The sequence below is a fragment of the Eudoraea sp. genome, assembly GCF_049665975.1.
Classification (GTDB): Bacteria; Bacteroidota; Bacteroidia; order Flavobacteriales; family Flavobacteriaceae; genus Eudoraea.
The window spans coordinates 1-14,277 of the sequence record NZ_JBATGR010000212.1 but is presented as its reverse complement, the minus strand read 5'-3'; the positions used below and the strand labels follow the sequence as shown (position 1 = coordinate 14,277).

15 protein-coding genes and 1 tRNA gene are annotated in these 14,277 nt (G+C 37.3%); 8 read left to right on the top strand and 8 right to left on the bottom strand.

The genetic code is table 11. The annotated features are described in order from the left end of the window. Positions 1 to 12 precede the first annotated feature (12 nt). The gene (locus WBN20_RS08090; RefSeq protein ID WP_424271316.1) at positions 13 to 816 is read left to right on the top strand and encodes an HAD family hydrolase; all 804 of its coding nucleotides are present in this window, start codon (positions 13 to 15) and stop codon (positions 814 to 816) included. Here the strand turns inward: WBN20_RS08090 and WBN20_RS08085 are convergent. The 6 genes from WBN20_RS08085 to tgt form a co-directional block, all read right to left on the bottom strand. Beyond that, on the bottom strand, positions 813 to 2,123 hold the full coding sequence (locus WBN20_RS08085) for an asparagine synthetase B (RefSeq protein ID WP_424281323.1): 1,311 nt from the start codon (positions 2,121 to 2,123) through the stop codon (positions 813 to 815). The genes WBN20_RS08090 and WBN20_RS08085 overlap by 4 nt on opposite strands. Then, positions 2,110 to 3,663, bottom strand: coding sequence for a replicative DNA helicase (dnaB, locus tag WBN20_RS08080; RefSeq protein ID WP_424281318.1), 1,554 nt, complete (start codon positions 3,661 to 3,663; stop codon positions 2,110 to 2,112). The genes WBN20_RS08085 and dnaB overlap by 14 nt, the downstream gene beginning before the upstream one ends. Before the next feature lie 167 nt (positions 3,664 to 3,830). Next, on the bottom strand, positions 3,831 to 4,784 hold the full coding sequence (locus tag WBN20_RS08075; RefSeq protein WP_424275358.1) for an acetyl-CoA carboxylase carboxyltransferase subunit alpha: 954 nt from the start codon (positions 4,782 to 4,784) through the stop codon (positions 3,831 to 3,833). Between the two features lie 98 nt (positions 4,785 to 4,882). Further along, a complete protein-coding gene (locus WBN20_RS08070; RefSeq protein ID WP_424275359.1) occupies positions 4,883 to 5,794 on the bottom strand; it encodes a DMT family transporter in 912 nt (303 codons plus the stop codon). Continuing rightward, positions 5,781 to 6,860, bottom strand: a complete 1,080-nt coding sequence (locus tag WBN20_RS08065; RefSeq protein WP_424275360.1) for an LptF/LptG family permease — start codon at positions 6,858 to 6,860, stop codon at positions 5,781 to 5,783. The genes WBN20_RS08070 and WBN20_RS08065 overlap by 14 nt, the downstream gene beginning before the upstream one ends. A 2-nt stretch (positions 6,861 to 6,862) precedes the next feature. Next, the gene (gene tgt / locus WBN20_RS08060; protein WP_424281317.1) at positions 6,863 to 7,993 is read right to left on the bottom strand and encodes a tRNA guanosine(34) transglycosylase Tgt; all 1,131 of its coding nucleotides are present in this window, start codon (positions 7,991 to 7,993) and stop codon (positions 6,863 to 6,865) included. Positions 7,994 to 8,153: 160 nt separating this feature from the next. Between tgt and WBN20_RS08055 the strand changes: the two genes are divergently transcribed. Genes WBN20_RS08055 through WBN20_RS08045 form a run of 3 tightly spaced genes read left to right on the top strand, consistent with a single transcriptional unit; the run spans position 8,154 to position 10,618 of the window. Continuing rightward, positions 8,154 to 8,999 (top strand): transketolase, encoded by an 846-nt coding sequence (locus WBN20_RS08055; protein ID WP_424275362.1) that lies wholly within the window; start codon positions 8,154 to 8,156, stop codon positions 8,997 to 8,999. Positions 9,000 to 9,023: 24 nt separating this feature from the next. Beyond that, entirely contained in the window at positions 9,024 to 9,980 is a 957-nt protein-coding gene (locus WBN20_RS08050) for a transketolase family protein (protein WP_424275363.1), read from the top strand. A 50-nt stretch (positions 9,981 to 10,030) separates the two neighbouring features. Next, on the top strand, positions 10,031 to 10,618 hold the full coding sequence (locus WBN20_RS08045) for a porin family protein (RefSeq protein ID WP_424281316.1): 588 nt from the start codon (positions 10,031 to 10,033) through the stop codon (positions 10,616 to 10,618). A 69-nt stretch (positions 10,619 to 10,687) separates the two neighbouring features. Here WBN20_RS08045 and WBN20_RS08040 read toward each other — a convergent pair whose 3' ends face one another. Next, positions 10,688 to 11,638, bottom strand: coding sequence for an FKBP-type peptidyl-prolyl cis-trans isomerase (locus WBN20_RS08040; protein WP_424275364.1), 951 nt, complete (start codon positions 11,636 to 11,638; stop codon positions 10,688 to 10,690). 78 nt (positions 11,639 to 11,716) lie between these two features. Here WBN20_RS08040 and WBN20_RS08035 point away from each other — a divergent pair, with 78 nt between their 5' ends. Genes WBN20_RS08035 through WBN20_RS08025 form a run of 3 tightly spaced genes read left to right on the top strand, consistent with a single transcriptional unit; the run spans position 11,717 to position 13,169 of the window. Next, a complete protein-coding gene (locus WBN20_RS08035; RefSeq protein WP_424281315.1) occupies positions 11,717 to 12,088 on the top strand; it encodes an RNA-binding S4 domain-containing protein in 372 nt (123 codons plus the stop codon). Further along, entirely contained in the window at positions 12,075 to 12,656 is a 582-nt protein-coding gene (locus tag WBN20_RS08030) for a methyltransferase domain-containing protein (RefSeq protein WP_424281314.1), read from the top strand. The genes WBN20_RS08035 and WBN20_RS08030 overlap by 14 nt, the downstream gene beginning before the upstream one ends. A 12-nt stretch (positions 12,657 to 12,668) precedes the next feature. After that, a complete protein-coding gene (locus WBN20_RS08025; protein ID WP_424273617.1) occupies positions 12,669 to 13,169 on the top strand; it encodes a phosphoribosyltransferase family protein in 501 nt (166 codons plus the stop codon). Here WBN20_RS08025 and WBN20_RS08020 read toward each other — a convergent pair. Beyond that, the gene (locus WBN20_RS08020; RefSeq protein ID WP_424281313.1) at positions 13,158 to 13,673 is read right to left on the bottom strand and encodes a shikimate kinase; all 516 of its coding nucleotides are present in this window, start codon (positions 13,671 to 13,673) and stop codon (positions 13,158 to 13,160) included. The two genes, WBN20_RS08025 and WBN20_RS08020, sit on opposite strands and share 12 nt — an antisense overlap. A gap of 153 nt (positions 13,674 to 13,826) precedes the next feature. Here WBN20_RS08020 and WBN20_RS08015 point away from each other — a divergent pair. Further along, positions 13,827 to 13,902 (top strand) — tRNA-Lys (locus WBN20_RS08015). Positions 13,903 to 14,277: the final 375 nt, after the last annotated feature.

The following is a 14,277-nucleotide window of genomic DNA, read 5'->3' as shown; positions in this document are numbered from 1 at the left end:
ACAAACAGAGACATGAATTTATCGGCAATTAAAATGGTAGTTACAGACATGGATGGAACGCTTTTGAATTCCAGGCATGAGGTAAGTCAACATTTTTTTGAATTATATGAGGAATTGAAAAAAAGGGAAATCCTTTTTGTGGCAGCCAGTGGCCGCCAATACAATAGCATTGCTGAAAAACTAAGTCAAATACAAAGTGAAATAATTATTATTGCAGAGAATGGTGGTTTGGTTATACACAATGATCAGGAATTGATTTCAACTCCTTTGGATCCAATTTCAAAGAATGCAATTCTTAGTATTATAGGTAAAATTGATGGGGCATTCCCAGTATTATGTTGTAAACATAATGCTTATATACTTGGTGACTCTCCGGAATTTATCAATACTCTTAAAGAATACTATACCAAATATGCGATTTTAGAAGATCTGCAGAAGTTTGATGGTGAAATAATGAAAATTGCTGTATATCACTACGATGGCTCGGAAAAACACATATATCCAGTGGTAAAACACCTGGAAGGCAAACTTAAGGTCAAAGTCTCTGGTGAAAACTGGGTAGATTTATCTCATATAAATGCCCATAAAGGTTTTGCGTTAAAGAAGATACAGGAGCAACACGGCATTGGCCCTGAAGAAACTCTGGTATTTGGAGACTACAATAACGACCTGGAAATGCTTGCCCTGGCAAAATACAGTTTTGCGATGGCCAATTCACACCCAAATGTTTTAAAAGCAGCAAATTACAGGACCCTAAGCAATGATGATTTTGGGGTAGAGCATATCCTGAAAAAACTAATAATGGATAAAAGTTAGGTCTTTTGTTTTTTCTTACGTGCTGCCGGAAATAAAACATTGTTTAAAATAAGCCGGTAGCCAGGTGAATTTGGATGAAGTTCCAATTCGGTCTTAGGATCCCCTACCCTATGCTGGTAGTCTTCCGGATCATGTCCTCCGTAGAAAGTGAAAAATCCTTTACCCTTTATGCCATGAATATATCGCGCTTCACCATTAATTTTATTTTCCCCTAAGACAAGTACAGTTGCCTTAACTTCATCTCTGGCAAAAGCCGTTGTCTGCCCCATAAAACCTTTAACCAAAGAGGTATGATTCTGGCACAGCATTGTTGGAACAGGGTCCCATTTTGCGGAAAAATCCATCAAGCTAAAATAATCAGTTTCCTTTGCAACATTGTTGCGTTTACTGGTCATATCAATTGATGAAAATTCATAGCGCAATGGGTTTCTTTCCAATGTAAAATCTGTAAAAGCAAAGGTCCTTTTAAAATCCAGCTTGCTTTGATAATTAGCATCTGACGGATCCCCATCAAACATAGGTTCACATATATCAATTCCATCTACAGCAAGAGCAATATCGAAACTATCCGTTGCGGAGCACATTGCAAACATAAATCCTCCACCTATTACATAATTTCTTATTTTAAGTACAACCGCTCTTTTCTCTTCTGAAACCTTATTGTATCCAAGCCTTGCCGCTAAGGCTTCAGCTTCCTGCTTCCCCTCAATATACCATGGAGCCGCCCTGTAAGCCCCATAAAATTTACCATATTGCCCTGTAAAATCTTCATGATGTAAATGAAGCCAATCGTATAAAACAAGTTTATTATCAAGTACTTCGTCGTCGTAAATAGTGCTATAAGGAATTTCCGCATAAGTCAGTGCCATGGTTACTGCATCATCCCATGGCTGATTATTCTTGGGTGAGTAAACCGCTATTTTTGGTGCTTTTTCAAGAATCACTGCTTCCTGATTTTTAGACGGACTACTTATCCCATCGAGAATTGATTGTGTCTGTCCGTCTGATAAGATTTCATAGGTAACACCCCTAATCTGGCACTCTTTCCTGATACTTTCGCCATCGGGTAATAAAAATGAACCTCCTCTATAGTTGAGTAACCATTGAACCTTTTGTTGTTTAGTTAATACCCAGTAAGTAATGCCGTATGCTTTCAAATGGTTTTCCTGACTTTCCGCATCCATGGGGATGAGAATTGTAGAAGCTCTGGATTGAAAGGAAGCCAAAAAAAGAAATAGAATTAGTACCAGAAAGGTGGTAGTGGCAGGTTTTCTAAATTGGAGTAAGCAGGTTTTAAAAAGGTACATCATTGTCATCCGGGTCTAAATCGGAATTCTCATTCATATTACTTCCAAAAGCTTCTTCGGCGTTTGGAAGGTTTTTTGTAATGAATGGATTATCCCCATCTATATTCATCTTTGACTGAAACTCAAATGGCGAATCAAAGTCATCCAAGTTATCAAATTTACCGAGTTGTGCAATAAACTTTAACCTAATATTATCTAAACCACCATTTCTGTGTTTAGCAACAATGAACTCTGCCTGTCCCTGGGTAGGTGTTCGCTCTTCATCATCCCATTCATCAATTTTATAATATTCGGGGCGATAAATAAAGGAAACGATATCTGCATCCTGCTCAATAGCACCAGATTCCCGCAGATCCGACAATATTGGTCTTTTACTACCTCCACGTGTTTCAACTGCCCTTGAAAGCTGAGACAAAGCAATTACCGGAACATTTAATTCTTTAGCCAGTGCCTTTAAATTTCTTGAAATAGTGGAAATCTCCTGTTCTCTATTTCCTCCTTTTTGGCTGCCACCCGCTGTCATTAGCTGCAAATAATCTAGAACTATTAGTTTAATTTTATGCTGTGATGCTAATCTTCTCGCTTTTGCTCTAAGATCAAAAATGGACAGTGAAGGCGTATCGTCTATAAATAAGGGAGCATTTTCGAGTGCTTTTACTTTTACATTTAGTTGTTCCCATTCATGTTTTTCCAGTCTTCCAGTCCTTAGTTTCTCTGATGGCAAACCGGTTTCTGATGATATCAGCCTGGTGATTAATTGAACTGAAGACATCTCCAAAGAGAAAAAGGCCACAGGGATATTGGAATTGACAGCCATATTCCTCGCCATTGACAGAGTGAGCGCAGTTTTACCCATACCTGGTCGCGCGGCTATAATTATCAAATCACTTGGCTGCCATCCGGAAGTAAGTTTGTCTACCTTGTCAAATCCGGAAGGAATTCCACTTAAACCATCTTTGTTAGATATTTCCTCAATTTTCTTTTTGGCCTGAATCACCAGATTTTGAGCTGTTTCAGCCGAACGCTTTAAATTTCCCTGGGTAACTTCATATAATTTGGATTCCGCGTTATCCAAGAGGTCAAAAACATCGGTAGAATCTGTATAAGCATCCTCAATAATTTCACTGGAAATTTTAATTAGGCTACGCTGAATGTACTTCTGAAGAATAATCCTTGCATGGAACTCAATATGTGCAGATGAAGCTACTTTTTGAGTCAATTTTATTAAATAAAAATCTCCCCCCACGGCCTCAAGTCGCTCATCCTTCCTTAGTTGGCTGGAAACGGTTAATAAATCCACCGGTTCCGAACTTTCGAACAGTTTAAAGATAGCTTCGTATATATATCGATGTGCATCTTTATAAAATGCATCAGGATGTAAAATATCTATAACCTCATCCACACCTTTCTTATCAATCATCATTGCACCAAGTACAACTTCCTCTAAATCAACAGCTTGAGGAGGAATCTTACCTTTCTCAAGGTTGATGATTGCTGGCTTGCCTATTTTATGACCAATAATTGGGCTGGGTTTTTCCATGGGGTAAAAGTATGCAATTAACCTTAAGTTAACTTTAAATTAAGCCTATCGGATATCAACCGTTAATTAACATTTAGTATGTTGATAAGTTACGAAATTGTGTTGATAACCAAAAAAATCCGGAGAATGAATTCCCCGGATTTTATTCATCCTGATAAAAACGCTGATTAGCCGTTAAATACGCCCATATTTGCGTACTTATTCATTCGGGCGGCAACTAATTCTTTTGGTGATAACTTTTTTAGATCATCATAATTCTTAGCAATTTTATTTTTTACGATTTCAAAAGTTTTTTCTCTGTTACTATGAGCACCCCCAGCTGGTTCCCGAACAATTTCATCTATTAATTTTAATTTTTTCATGTCTGTAGCGGTAAGTTTTAATGCCTCAGCCGCAATTTCTTTGTATTCCCAACTTCTCCATAAAATTGAAGAACAGGATTCAGGCGATATTACAGAGTACCACGTATTTTCGAGCATCAATACCCTGTCACCTACTCCTATTCCCAATGCACCACCGGAAGCACCTTCCCCTATAATCAATACAATAATTGGTACCTTAAGGCGGGTCATTTCAAGTATATTTCTGGCTATAGCTTCCCCTTGTCCTCGCTGTTCTGCTTCTATTCCCGGATAAGCACCAGGTGTGTCTATTAAACAAACAACAGGGATTCCAAATTTTTCAGCAGATCTCATAAGTCTGAGCGCTTTCCTATATCCCTCAGGATTAGCCATCCCAAAATTCCTGTACTGCCTGGTCTTTGTATTATATCCCTTCTGTTGGCCAATAAACATATAACTTTGGTCTCCAATTTTACCCAGACCACCAATCATGGCTTTATCATCTTTCACATTCCTATCCCCATGTAATTCTAAAAAGGTATCCCCACAAATGGCTTTAATATAATCCAGGGTATAAGGTCTGTTCGGATGTCTTGAAAGTTGTACCCTCTGCCACGCCGAAAGATTTTTATAGATATCTTTCCTAGTTTCGTCTAATTTTTTTTCAATTTGCCGGCAGGTCTCAGTTACATCAACATCACTCTCCTCGCCAATAATCTCGCATTTTTCCAATTGCTCTACCAATTCCTTAATAGGAAGTTCAAATTCCAAATATTCCATTAAAAAAGGTTTTTAATACTTCTAAAGATAGTATTAGTTTGATTGTCTGAACAAATATAAAATATTATGTCGTCTTATACATTAAATAAATAAGCACATCACAAAACCTTACCTTTTATTCCATTTTTAGTATTAGATTTTCCCCTATTCTTTAAGATACCATTAGCAATTATAGTAGTAACTATAATCAAGGCTCCAATATAAAAAAGATGGCTCATTTTTTCATTTTGTCCAAAAATTAAAAGTGCCAGAAAAATACCATAAACAGGTTCCAAATTAGTAGTGAGCATAACGGTATATGGGCTGATAAATCTCATAACCTTAATTGCAGCAATAAAAGCATATGCAGTACATACAGAGGCCAGTATAAAGATGAAAAACCAATCACTTAATGGAAGTATAAAAAAATCCTTAGTGAAGGATCCGTTAATTGCCAGATAAATTGAGATAAAGAGTACACCACCTATTAATTCGTAAAACGCTATAGCAGACGGCTTATTTGTTTTAATTAATTGTCCGTTAATTAAGGTAAAAATAGCTCCGAGGAGTGCAGAAATAAGAGCCAGACCCATACCTAAACTAAAAGAAGTATTTACATTAAAAATAAGGTATAAACCAAAAACAACCATCAAGCCAAATACCACTTCATACCAAATCATTTTCCTGCCATACCATATTGGCTCCAGAAATGCAGTAAAAAATGCGCCAGTAGACATTGTTACCAATGTAATGGATACATTAGATACTTTAATTGCTTTAAAAAATGTGACCCAGTGCAACGCTATTATAACGCCGGCCACCAACATAACCAATAACGTTTTATTACTTAGCCTAAGGGAATAATCCTTAAAAAAAATAAAAACTCCAACCAAAGAAGAAGCAATTAACATTCTATACCATACTAATGGTATTGCATCTATTGAAATTAACTTCCCAAGTACAGCCGTAAAGCCCCAAATAAATACAATCAGGTGAAGATGCAGGTAGTTTTTTAACTTATCGTTTGGCATTTTTAAGCAAATAATATCCTAAAATACCAAATACCAGATTTGGTATTATTACGGCCAGTAAAGGAGAAAAGCCAGATTGCTCGGCCAGAGTACCAAAAACTTTGTCAAAAAATATGTAAATAAAGGCAACCCCTATTCCAAAGGCAAGGTTAACGCCCATCCCTCCGCGGCGTTTCACCGAAGAAACTGCCACCCCAATAACGGTAAGAATAAAGGCGGTAATTGGTAGTGCCCACCGTCTGTATTTTACCAATATATAAGTATTTATATTTGATGCTCCCTTTTTCTTCTGAACCTCGATAAATTCATCAAGTTCAAATAAATTCTTGGTCTCAGCCACATAGGAAACTGGCGTTAAGTCTTCAATATTAAATATGAATAAAGTATCCAGCCTTCTTTTTTTCTCAATAATTTCAGTATTTGCCCTTATCTTCCGTTTAGTGTATGATGTTAATCTATACAAGCTGTCTTTTGGTACCCAGCGAATATTACTTGCAGATATCTTATAATCCAGTTGATTTTGATCATTAAAGTGTTCAAAAGTAAAATTGTAACCTATTCTTCTTGCCGGATCAAAACTACTGACATATATATAATCATTTTCATTCAGTTGGTTAAAAATATTACTGGTTACCCGGTCTTTTCTACCTCTTTTTAAATATTCAAACTTAAACTCATTATACCCTTTGCTCGCATTAGGCACAATGAACATTCCCATAAAAAACATCATTACCGCAATTATACTTGCTCCTATCCAGTAGGGTCGCAAAAAGCGGCTATATGAAACTCCGGAACTCAGAATAGCTACTATTTCCGTATTATTGGCCAATTTGGAGGTAAAGAAAATAATTGATAAAAACAAGAATATCGGAAACAACAAACTACCAATGTATATGGTAAAGTTGAGATAGTAAATTAGTATTTCATTCAGAGGGGCTTCATTGTCTATCATCTTCCCTATCTGCTCAGCCAGATTAAGCATGATGCCAATAGGTACAAAAAGCAACAACATCGTTCCAAAGGTGGCCAGATACCGTTTTAGTATGTATTTGTCTAATATTGTCATACTTATAATCTCTTATCCATCTGCCGCACCATCTGATCTTTCCAATTTAAAAAAGTTCCTTCCAAAATATGCTTTCTGGCCTCCCGAACTAATCGCATATAAAAACCAAGGTTGTGAATAGTGGCGATTTGCTTCCCCAAATATTCATTTGCCGCAAATAAATGCCGCAAATATGCTTTAGTGTATTCTCTATCAACGAAGGTAGTTCCCTCTTCATCAATCTGGGAAAAATCATTCTCCCATTTTTTATTTTTGATATTTATAGTCCCATGTGCCGTAAATAACATACCATTCCTTGCATTTCTGGTGGGCATTACACAATCAAACATATCTATTCCTAACGCGATATTCTCTAAAATATTAATTGGTGTTCCCACCCCCATAAGGTACCGCGGTTTATCCTTTGGCAAAATAGTACATACGACCTCGGTCATCGCGTACATTTCCTCCGCCGGTTCTCCAACAGACAGACCACCTATGGCATTACCTACTGCCCCGGCATTTGCAATGTACTCGGCAGACTGAATCCGCAGGTCCTTAAAAGTAGATCCTTGTACAATTGGAAAGAACGACTGCGAATAGCCATACTTAAAAGGTATCTTATCCAAGTGCGCTATGCATCTGTCTAACCATCGGTGGGTCATGCGCATAGATTGTTTTGCATAGTTGTATTCACACGGATATGGCGTACACTCGTCAAAAGCCATAATAATATCCGCCCCAATTGCCCTTTGGATTTCCATAACATTTTCGGGAGTAAACATATGTAAAGAGCCATCAATATGAGATTTAAACTTTACACCTTCTTCTTTTATTTTCCTGTTGGCAGACAGTGAGTATACCTGGTAACCCCCACTATCAGTAAGAATATTTCTATCCCATCCCATAAACTTATGAAGCCCACCTGCCTGTTCCAAAATTGGAATTTTTGGCCTTAAAAATAAATGGTAAGTATTACCTAAAATAATATCCGGATCAATTTCATCCCGAAGTTCCCTCTGATGTACTCCTTTGACGGACCCGGCCGTTCCCACTGGCATAAATATTGGAGTCTTAATTACACCGTGGTCGGTTATTATTTCTCCCGCGCGGGCCTGTGTTCCAGAATCTGTATGTTCTAATTTAAACTTCAAAGCAAGAATTCAATGGCAAATATACTCAACTGGCATGCATAAAATACTTAACAAAAAAATAAAGTTCCATTAATGGTTCTAACGTTAATAAAATATTATAACTACTCTTGTGCAGGCAAAAGTTTGCCATTACATTTGAGGCTGATAAAACAGAGATAAAATGTCAGAATTAAAGGAATTACAAGACCTCGTTTCACAAGTTCGCCGAGACATTGTACGTATGGTGCATAAAGTAAATTCGGGCCACCCCGGAGGCTCGTTGGGATGTACAGAATTTATGGTAGCCTTGTACAATGAAACCATGGAATTAAAAGAAAGTTTTGACATGAATGGACGGGATGAGGATCTGTTCTTTTTGTCCAACGGCCATATTTCTCCCCTTTTTTATAGTGTACTGGCCAGGCGTGGTTACTTCCCCGTTGAAGAATTACAAACATTTAGATTATTGAATTCTCGCCTGCAAGGTCATCCTGCTACACATGAAGGATTACCCGGGGTACGAATTGCTTCCGGCTCCTTAGGACAGGGTATGTCTGTTGCTATCGGGGCAGCATTGGCAAAAAAATTAAATAAGGACGAGCACCTGGTATATAGTCTGCATGGAGATGGCGAATTACAAGAAGGCCAGAACTGGGAGGCGATTATGTATGCTGCAGGAAATAAGGTCGATAATTTAATAGCTACCATTGATCATAATGGTCAACAAATTGATGGTGCCACCTCAGATGTATTACCCATGGGTGACTTAAAGAAAAAGTTTGAAGCTTTTGGATGGGATACCCTGGAAATTAAAAATGGAAATAATCTGGAGGAAATAATACAAGGTCTTAAAGAAGCGAAGCAAAGAACGGGTAAAGGTAAACCGGTTTGTATAATCATGGATACTGTAATGGGACATGGAGTAGATTTTATGATGTATACACATGCATGGCATGGTAAAGCACCCAATGATCAACAATTAGAAATTGCATTAAGTCAGAATCCGGAAACACTCGGGGACTATTAATCCTGAATACGAAAAATCGAATTAATGAAAAAGTATATAGATCAAGGAAAGAAGGATACCAGAAGTGGATACGGAGCCGGTATGACCGTGCTCGGTCGTACAAATCCAAAAGTAGTGGCTCTTTGTGCTGATTTGGTAGGTTCTCTTAAAATTCAGGAATTCATAAATGAAAATCCTGAGCGTTTTTTCCAGGTTGGAATCGCTGAGGCAAATATGATGGGCATTGCAGCCGGACTTACCATTGGAGGATATATCCCTTTTACCGGAACTTTTGCCAACTTTTCAACCGGCAGGGTTTATGATCAGATCAGACAGTCAATAGCTTACTCCGGTAAGAATGTAAAAATATGTGCTTCTCATGCTGGTATAACCCTTGGCGAAGATGGAGCAACACACCAAATTCTTGAAGATATTGGATTAATGAAAATGTTACCCGGTATGACGGTGATTAACACCTGCGATTTCAATCAGACAAAAGCGGCCACCATTGCTATAGCGGAACATGAAGGGCCGGTTTATTTGAGATTTGGAAGACCTGCTGTAGCTAATTTTACTCCTGTAGATCAGAATTTTGAGATAGGAAAAGCAGTTCTTTTAAATGAAGGTGCGGATGTGACCATAGTGGCCACAGGACATTTAGTCTGGCAATCTTTAATTGCGGCTGAAAACCTGGAAAGCAAGGGCATTTCAGCTGAGGTAATCAACATACATACCATTAAGCCATTGGATGAGCAAGCCATAATTAAATCAGTACAGAAAACTGGTGCCATAGTAACTGCAGAAGAGCATAATTATTTAGGTGGACTTGGAGAAAGTGTGGCAAGGACTTTAACAACAAATTATCCAGTACCCCAGGAATTTATTGCAACAAAGGATACTTTCGGAGAAAGTGGCACCCCCGATCAGTTAATGGAAAAATATGGTTTGGATAATAAAGCTATAGAAAAAGCCGTTTTAGGGGTGTTAAAAAGAAAGACATAAAAACACGCGGTTCCATTTAGATTCCGCAAAGCAATAAAAATGAGAACATTATGAAAAACACACTAGTAATTGTCCTATTGTTAATAGGATGTTTATCAACATTCGCACAAAAAAAATCAGGTTTCGGTATTAAAGCAGGACTAAACTATAGTTCCAATGGAGATTACCTGGAAGCTGTTGGCGAAGCGTTAGAAAATCCGGATGCAAATGTCGGTTATCACATTGGGCTTTTTGGTAAATTAGGAGATAAATTTTATTTGAGACCAGAAGTGGTTTATACCCATACAAAATCTGGCTATACCGACGGTGACCTTAAAATAGACAAATTGGATATCCCTATTTTAGGGGGTTGGAGAATAATTGGCCCTTTAAACATCTTTCTAGGTCCTTCATTTCAATATATTTTTAATTCAAAGTTCAGTGATATTTCTATAGATAATATAGAAAATGATTTTACAGTAGGATTGAATGTGGGTGCAGGAGTTAATCTGGGAAGAATAGGATTAGAGCTTCGTTATGAAAGGGGTTTCGGAGAAAATATAGCCACTTTTATTAACACGAACATTACCTCTTTACCTCAAAGCCGGGTAGATACCAGGGCTGATCAGGTAATATTTAGTTTATCTTTTAAATTCTAGCTCATTAGTCAATTTAATATAAAAAGCCCGCTAAAAAGCGGGCTTTTAAATTGAACTTATTTTTTTTAATTAGCTATCAGGATCACGATAATCAGGGGTTCCGTCTCCATCAGAATCAGGAAATGAAATATTTCCTTCATTGTCAATAACAATTTCATCTCTGGTAAGTATACCATCCTGATCGTCATCAATATCCAGATGATCAGGTATGAACCCAAATCCTGAAGACAGTTCCACACTTTCATCGGAATTATCATCAGAAAGATTTCCATTATTATTCAAATCTTCCATGATGGAAGGAATTCCGTCGTTATCGTAATCTGTAGATTCTATGAATAAACCTGTATTTACCTGAAAAACAAGGATGTCATAATTAAAAATACCGCTACCTAATGGTGGATTATCAAAATACGCCAATCCGGAAGGGATGAACATTAAGCCAATACCACTTCCAGTAATGTCTACAGTGCCATCAATATTAGAAATAACTTCACCACCTACCTTAAATTGTGAAACTCCGGCAGCATATCCCCTAAGAAAAAAGGGCAGGTATTGCCAGGTATAGGTAATATTACTGTCAAAAACATCGCCTGAAAGTAATTGACCTTCATATGCAACAAAAGTTGAATCTCCCACAGTAGGACTTTCCCCAATTCCTTCGCGTGCCGCAAGATAATATAGCGTATGATCCACAGTTACATCCTCATCCAAATTAAAAGTTTCAGAAGAAACCGGAATAGTCATGGTTGATACCTGATCTATAAGAGGAATTTTATCGATAGCAGAACCGCTTATTGTATCCAAAACTATCTTATAATTGAAATCCGCTGGTGGGTTTGCAAATTCTTCATAGTTATAATAATGCGTTTGTAAATATTCTCTAATATCCGCGTCATTTTCTGCTTCAACCTCTGCAAGGGGCCTTGGTGGTACAATTATAACGTCTGAACTATCATCATTACTACATGAGGATATAATAGCCAACACAGCAATAAAGAGTAAAACTCCTTTTTCTTTCATAGATCTTCTTTTGAAGCCCGCAAGATACAATTTTCCACTATTTTTGTTGAAGTCCTTAACAAAGATTTTTATTTGTAAATGCGTATAGATAAATATTTATGGAGTATCCGCTATTTTAAGACCCGCAATATGGCTTCTGAAGCTTGTAAAAAAGGGCATGTGCGTATAAATGGAAAAACGGTTAAACCTTCCAGGGAAGTCTATAAAATGGATGAGATTATGGTCCGTAAAAATCAGATTAATTATGAACTTAGTGTCCTGGATGTACCCACGAGCCGGGTAAGTGCAAAATTGGTAGATATTTACAGAAAGGATACCACTCCGAAAGAAGTATTTGAAAACCAAAAGTTAATGCAATTAAATAAAAAGCATACTAGACAAAAAGGCGAAGGCCGGCCTACCAAAAAAGAAAGGCGGGATATAGAAGATTATCTGGATGAATCTGAATAAAGACTATTGGGAAGAGCGCTATGCAAGTAATAATTTGGGATGGGATATAGGTTCTGTGTCTACTCCCCTCAAAGAATATATCGATCAACTTGAAAATAAAAACCTGAAGATATTGGTTCCCGGAGCCGGTAATGGCTATGAAGTAGTGTACCTCTACAATTCGGGTTTTAAAAATATACATGTCATAGATCTTGCCAGGCAACCTTTGGATAAAATAAAGGCAAAAATTCCAGAAATTCCCCACAGTCAATTAATTTGTGGAGATTTTTTTAATCTGGAGAACCAGGATTTCGATCTGATCCTGGAACAAACTTTTTTTTGTGCACTAAATCCGGCACTGCGTAAAAACTATGTACAAAAAATGTTTCAACTATTAAAACCCGGAGGCAAGCTGGCAGGCCTTTTATTCGACTTTCCATTAACGCTAAAGGGTCCTCCATTTGGTGGTAGCCTAAAAGAATACGAAGAATTATTCCATCCTACCTTTACGATAAATGTTCTGGCCAGGTCTATGAACTCTATACTACCCAGAAAAGATAAGGAACTGTTTTTTATCTTTGAAAAATAATTTGGTGCCATTATGCAAAATAAAATACTTTCCCACGTACAGATACAACATAAGATCAGAAGGATTGCCTATCAAATCTATGAGACCAATGTATCCGAGAAAAAAATTATAATCGCAGGAATTGTGGGGGGAGGCTTAAATTTTGCAAAAAAATTACAAACTGTTCTGAAAGACATAACCACAGCAGAAATTGTATTGTGCAAGGTGATGATGGACAAAAAGGATCCTATTAAAAGCGGGGTTACCATGTCTATCCCGGAAAGTGAATACAAAAATAAATCTGTTGTACTGGTGGATGACGTTTTAAATTCGGGAACTACTCTTATTTATGGAGTACATCATTTTCTTAAAACCCCATTAAAGCAATTAAAAACAGCTGTTCTGGTAAACAGAAATCATAAAAAATATCCTGTGAAAGCAGATTTTAAAGGCATTTCTCTTTCCACCTCTTTGCAGGAACATGTCATAGTAGAATTCAAGTCAAAAAATGATGCGATCTATTTAGGGGAGTAGCGCTACTATTTCCTCTTTTACCAATTCCGAATTCTTATGGTCCCCGGAGACCGTGTAATTGGCACGTGAATAATAAACACCCCTTTCGAATAGATGTTTCCCTATAAACTGGGATAAATCTTCGTCTTTAAGGTGAGAAATTAAAGGCCTGTGCTCCTTCTCCTGATGTAGTCTTTCGGTCAAAGTAGCGATTGATAACTTAAGATAAAAAACAAGGTCTGTTTTTTGAAGAATTGTATTCATATTGACACCATAACAAGGCGTTCCTCCTCCTAATGCTATTACCAAATCGCGTTTGTCATCAAGTATCTCATTCAGCAATTCACTCTCATTTTTTCTAAAATACAGTTCTCCTTTGGTCTTAAAGATGTGTGTTATCTTCTTATTTAAACTGCTCTCTATATAATCATCCAGGTCTATGAACTCTGAACCCAGCTCTTTTGCAAGTAGCTTCCCTACTGTAGTTTTCCCACTACCCATATATCCAATCAGGACTACTTTCATTTTCAAACTTTTGGTAAAAATGTATTAATTATAAGGGATTTCAAAGAAAACCTAAATTAATCTTTAAATGGACTTGAAAAATTAATTAATGATAGTATATTTGCAGCCGCTATCGCCATTTTTTTCATGGTATTTGAACAATAATCATAATATGACCTGGTAGCTCAGTTGGTAGAGCATCTCCCTTTTAAGGAGAGGGTCCTGGGTTCGAGCCCCAGCCAGGTCACCAGAGAGAGCAAAACCCACCTAAAATAGGTGGGTTTTTATTTTGAAAATAATTCAAGCCTGCTTGATATTATTTAAAAAATTAAAACTAGCAACCACTAGGTTGCTGGGTTTTGCCCTTTGACCTTGGGACGGCTGGGTCAGACGACCAAATATGTCAACAGAAACCTTGGTGAAGGTTGAGGGAGTCAACCCCAGCCGAGGAAATAAATTCCAAGCACCAAATTCCAATAATCCTATTAAATAAACAGATTTTTGTTTTGCAGTTTGTGAGCGTTAAGTCAGACGACCAAATATGTCAACAGAAACCTTGGTGAAGGTTGAGGGAGTCAACCCCAGCTGAGAAAAAAAATTCCAGGCACCAAATTCAAATTATTCT